Genomic DNA, 4,596 nt, shown 5'->3' with positions numbered 1-4,596 from the left:
CTAAGGAGATATGTGCGGTTTTTCTCGAAGCGATCTTCGCCGTGTTCTGTTGGGGCCGGTAGCTCAGGTGGCTAGAGCACACGGCTGATAACCGTGAGGTCAGTGGTTCGAATCCACTCCGGCCCACCATTTTGATTTGCTCGAAGGAAATCCGCTTGCTTTTCGGGGATGTAGCTCAGTGGGAGAGCACCTGCCTTGCACGCAGGGGGTCGTCGGTTCGAATCCGATCATCTCCACCAAATGGTGCATCTAGGGGTTGCCAGACACAGGAAAGACGGGCCCTTGAGGGAAAATTCCTCTGGTTGACGTAATGTGCCCCTTTTCAAGTACACTATTCGAACGTTTTCAGGGGTAGGACTCGTTTGTTCAAGCGAGTTCTACCCCTTTTTAGTACGCCGGTAAAAAATCAAGTGCTTCCGAATGACTGTTTCAAGGGACGGGGGAGAACGTATTGCCTTCAGAGAATCGATCTGCGTTTGATTTTCTCCCTATTTCACGGAGCGACATGGACGCTCGTGGATGGGATCGATTGGATTTCCTCCTTGTTTCCGGCGATGCCTATGTGGACCATCCCAGTTTCGGAGGGGCCATCATCTCCCGCGTTCTCGAAAAAGAGGGATTTCGCGTTGGTATCCTTCCCCAGCCCAATTGGCGCTCCTCGGAGGATTTTCTCCGCATGGGAGAACCTCGACTCGCCGTGTTGGTAACGGCAGGGAATTTGGATTCCATGCTCAATGCCTACACCGCGGCAAGAAAGCGTCGTCACACCGACAGCTATTCCCCGGGCGGGCACATCGGATATCGTCCCGACAGAGCGTCCACCGTCTACAGCAACCGAATTCGCGAACTCTGGCCGGAGATTCCGCTCATTCTCGGCGGTATCGAAGCCAGCCTCCGCCGCCTCGCCCATTATGACTACTGGTCCGATATGGTTCGCAGATCCATCCTGCTGGATTGCCGGGCGGATCTGCTCGTCTACGGAATGGGGGAACGGCAGATCCGTGAAATCGCGTCGCTTCTCGACAGAGGAGTGCCGATATCGAAAATCCGTCATGTGGCAGGCACGTGTTTTTCCATGCCTGCCTCCGAAAAGATAACTGGAAAGCCCTGCATTGAGCTTCCTTCTTTTGAAGAGGTGCGTTGCGACAAAAAAGCTTTCGCGAGGGCTTTTGCTTTGCAATATGGAGAACGAAATCCTCTGGAAGGCAGGCGTCTTGTCCAGCCTCACGGAAGAGATCGGCTTGTCGTACAGAATCCTCCGGCCGCTCCTCTGACGACAAAGGAGCTGGATGCCGTCTATGAACTGCCCTACACACGGGAACCTCATCCTGTTTACGAGCCCGCTGGCGGTGTTCCCGCCATCGAGGAGGTGCGGTTCAGCCTGGTCGGACACCGAGGGTGCTACGGCGAATGCGCTTTTTGTGCCCTTGTCTCGCATCAGGGTTCGATCATTCAGACACGGAGCCATGCCTCCCTGCTGAAAGAAGCGGAAAAGCTCATCAAGCACAGAGCATTCAAGGGATACATTCACGACGTAGGGGGGCCCACGGCCAATTTTCGACGCCCACCCTGTCGGTTTCCGCAGGCCTCGGGTACCTGCGGCAAAAGAAAGTGTCTCGCACCGTCTCCGTGTTCGAATCTCCTCGTCGAGCATGGAGATTATCTTGAGCTGCTCCGTGCTCTCCGTGCGCTTCCCGGAGTGAAAAAGGTCTTCATACGCTCGGGGATCCGCTACGATTATGTCATGGCTGATTCCGACGAAACCTTTCTCGGGGAGCTTTGTGCCCACCACGTAAGCGGTCAACTGAAAGTAGCCCCGGAACACGTTTCTTCGAAAGTGCTCCGTCTCATGGGGAAACCAGGCAAAGAAGTCTTCCTCCGGTTCAAGGAAGCGTACGAGCGCATGAATCGGACACTCGGGAAAAAGCAATTCCTCGTGCCCTATTTTCTCTCCAGCCACCCCGGATCAGATCTGGAAGCCGCTGTTGAACTGGCGGAATTTCTCCGTGACATCCGGCATATTCCGGAGCAGGTGCAGGATTTCATACCGACTCCGGGAAGCCTTTCTACATGCATGTACTATACTGAAATTCATCCGTTCACGGGTGAATCGGTCTATGTGGCAAAATCTCCCCATGAGAAAGCAATGCAAAGGGCTCTTCTCCAATACACGAATCCGCGCAACTACGATCTTGTCAAAGAAGCTCTCATGAAGGCAGGACGTGCTGATCTCATCGGTGATGGCCCGAAGTGTCTCATCCCGGCGACTCCCCGGAGGCGAGCCGACGGAGCGCCCGATTTTGCCGCGCAACGGCGAAAAATGGACCTTTCGCAAGGAACCTCTTTCCGCACAGGGACTCCGGCGACCCCGAAAGAACGACGTTTTTCTGGCAGCTCCCGAAAAAGGCGTGTAGAATAGCAGACTGGTTCGTGACGTTTCTTTTTTCCATGAGTCGCAGCTCTCCGGAGTGAGGAGGTGGAGCGGTGTGATTGTCGTCAACAACGAACCCCTGCCGTGGTACGAAGGCATGACCGTCGGCGATCTCCTGAGAGCGAAAGCGCCGTCTCCCCCGATGGTTTCCGTGTGGGTTGACGGCAAACTTCTGGCGGGAAAGGAAGCGGAAACATTCCCCTTGCCGGATGGCGCCAACGTTCGCTTTTTCCCTGTCGTCGGCGGAGGTTGAGCGGCCTTCTCCTTGCTGCGACAGCGCCCAGGAACACTATTGTCCTCTTGAAGGGTGCAAGGTAGGTCGCCTCTCTTTGGGGAAAACGACGTCGCGTTCTTTCCCACCGAACAAAAATAACGATTTCCTTCACAAGCGAAAGAAGAGTACAATAACAAGGCAGCGGTTGTCGGTGCGTATACAATATATGTGAGGAGGTGAACAGTGGTGGGAATATTCTTCATATCCGCGGTGGTCTATCTTCTTCTTGCCTGGAGTGGAGATGGTGTCGATGTTGCGGAAGTTCTCATTGCCGTCGCTCTTGGGGCGGTTATGTTCGCTGCGAGTCGCACCTGGATCTCCAAGAGCGAGTGGGCTTCGCAGAGCTTGAACCCCCTCCGTTGGGGACATTTTTTAGTCTACTTCTTCGGCCCCTTTCTCCTCGGCTTAGCCAAGGCAAATCTCGAGGTAGCCAAACTCGTCATCACCGGAAAGATCAGACCGGGGATCGTCAAGGTCAACCCAAGGCTGAGAACTCCCGGAGCGTTGACGCTTTTGGCCAATTCCATCACGCTCACGCCGGGGACATTGACTGTGGACGTGAGCGAGGGCGATGGACATCTCTACATTCATTGGCTTGACGTCTCGAACCCCTCACCTTCGGAGGAAGAACTCTACGGATCTTTTGGAAAATGGGCAAGGAGGATTGCGGAATGAGTACCGTCCTGTTCACGTGGGGAGCGGCCCTCTTGGGAATCATCGCCCTTTGCATGTTCGGAAGGTTGGTCGCCGGCCCCACGATTCCTGATCGTATTGTGGCTCTCGATGCCATGAATACCTTGGCCATTGCCATTATGATCGTTCTCTCCGTGGTGTATGATTCGGTCGTCATGGTGGATGTCGCCATCGTCTATGCGGCCCTTTCCTTTGTGAGCACCCTGTTTCTCGCCCGCTATATCGAAGGGGGGCAGTAGACGTGAATGCCTTGATCGGTCTTCTCCTCGGCGTTGGTATCGTGTTCAATTTTCTCGCGACAGTTGCGTTGTATCGTTTTCCCGACGTCTACTCCCGTCTTCACGGAACGACGAAGTGTACTACCTTCGGCACGATATTTACGTCCCTGTCAGTTCTCCTCTACGGGTTCATGCGGTACGCGACCACAGGTGAACGGCGTTTCCTGACCCTTGGCGTTCACGTGATCATCGCTATCTTCGCGCTGCTGGTCACGAACGCCACAGGAGCCCATGCCATCGCACGCTCGGCCTATCGAAGCGGTGTAAGGCCTGCGTGCGCTGTTGTGGACAGGCTTCGTGAGGACGGAGGAAATGGAGGTGTCCTGTCGTGAGCGAACATCTCGACAGCATCGTACACTTCTCCGTGTTGTGTCTCATCGGTCTTGCCGGTTTTTTCGCCATATGGTTTCGTGACTTGCTTTCCTCGGTCATTTCGCTCTCCGTCTTGAGCCTCTTGCTCTCGGTGGAATTCTATATTCTTCAAGCTCCTGATGTAGCCATCGCCGAGGCGGGGATCGGTGCGGGGCTCAGCATGGCCATTTATGTCCTCGCTCTTCGGGCGATCCGAAAGACGACAGTGCAGCGAAGGGAGGATTCTCGATGAGATATCGCATCGTTTTTCTCGTGGCGGTACTCGTCGTTTCCGGAGTACTGTGGGGTGCCATGGATGCCGTTCATCCCTTCGGGGAACCTAGCGCTCCTCTCATGGACGACTATTTTCTCAGCTCTGCGCAGTCCGAGCGGGCCGTCAACAATGTGGTGACGGCCATCGTGTTCGATTACAGGGGATTCGACACTCTCGGAGAAGCGGCTGTTCTCTTCACGGCGGTCTGTTCCATCGCGGTCCTGTTTCGGGGGAAAGGGGAACACTGAATGCGCCCTCTTTCCGTCATCGTACGAACCGTCTGTAATGTCTTTGC

7 protein-coding genes and 2 tRNA genes are annotated in these 4,596 nt (G+C 55.0%); all 9 read left to right on the top strand.

Translation table 11 applies throughout. From position 1 onward, the window contains the following. The first annotated feature begins 52 nt into the window (after positions 1-52). The 9 genes from Q1K49_RS09875 to mbhE all read left to right on the top strand — a co-directional run bounded on the left by Q1K49_RS09875 (position 53) and on the right by mbhE (position 4,549). Positions 53-129 (top strand) — tRNA-Ile (locus tag Q1K49_RS09875). A gap of 35 nt (positions 130-164) precedes the next feature. Beyond that, a tRNA-Ala gene (locus Q1K49_RS09870) sits at positions 165-239 on the top strand. Positions 240-451: 212 nt separating this feature from the next. Then, positions 452-2,419, top strand: a complete 1,968-nt coding sequence (locus Q1K49_RS09865; RefSeq protein ID WP_300525633.1) for a YgiQ family radical SAM protein — start codon at positions 452-454, stop codon at positions 2,417-2,419. Positions 2,420-2,486: 67 nt separating this feature from the next. Then, complete coding sequence (gene thiS / locus Q1K49_RS09860) at positions 2,487-2,684, top strand: sulfur carrier protein ThiS (protein ID WP_300525631.1); 198 nt, start codon at positions 2,487-2,489, stop codon at positions 2,682-2,684. Positions 2,685-2,891: 207 nt separating this feature from the next. Further along, entirely contained in the window at positions 2,892-3,380 is a 489-nt protein-coding gene (locus tag Q1K49_RS09855; RefSeq protein WP_300525629.1) for a Na+/H+ antiporter subunit E, read from the top strand. After that, positions 3,377-3,637 carry a monovalent cation/H+ antiporter complex subunit F gene (locus tag Q1K49_RS09850; RefSeq protein ID WP_300525627.1) on the top strand — a complete coding sequence of 87 codons (261 nt, stop codon included), beginning with the start codon at positions 3,377-3,379 and terminating at the stop codon, positions 3,635-3,637. Before Q1K49_RS09855 ends, Q1K49_RS09850 begins: the two co-directional genes overlap by 4 nt. A gap of 2 nt (positions 3,638-3,639) precedes the next feature. Next, positions 3,640-4,008: a monovalent cation/H(+) antiporter subunit G gene (gene mnhG, locus Q1K49_RS09845; protein ID WP_300525625.1), complete on the top strand. Its 369-nt coding sequence runs from the start codon at positions 3,640-3,642 to the stop codon at positions 4,006-4,008. Continuing rightward, positions 4,005-4,280: a hydrogenase subunit MbhD domain-containing protein gene (locus tag Q1K49_RS09840; RefSeq protein ID WP_300525623.1), complete on the top strand. Its 276-nt coding sequence runs from the start codon at positions 4,005-4,007 to the stop codon at positions 4,278-4,280. Before mnhG ends, Q1K49_RS09840 begins: the two co-directional genes overlap by 4 nt. Then, positions 4,277-4,549: a hydrogen gas-evolving membrane-bound hydrogenase subunit E gene (gene mbhE, locus Q1K49_RS09835; protein WP_300525621.1), complete on the top strand. Its 273-nt coding sequence runs from the start codon at positions 4,277-4,279 to the stop codon at positions 4,547-4,549. Before Q1K49_RS09840 ends, mbhE begins: the two co-directional genes overlap by 4 nt. Positions 4,550-4,596: the final 47 nt, after the last annotated feature.

The organism is Aminiphilus sp., from assembly GCF_029975095.1.
GTDB lineage: Bacteria > Synergistota > Synergistia > Synergistales > Aminiphilaceae > Aminiphilus.
Note: the sequence above shows the minus strand (reverse complement) of the source record. Positions and strands in the feature narration are given on the sequence as shown.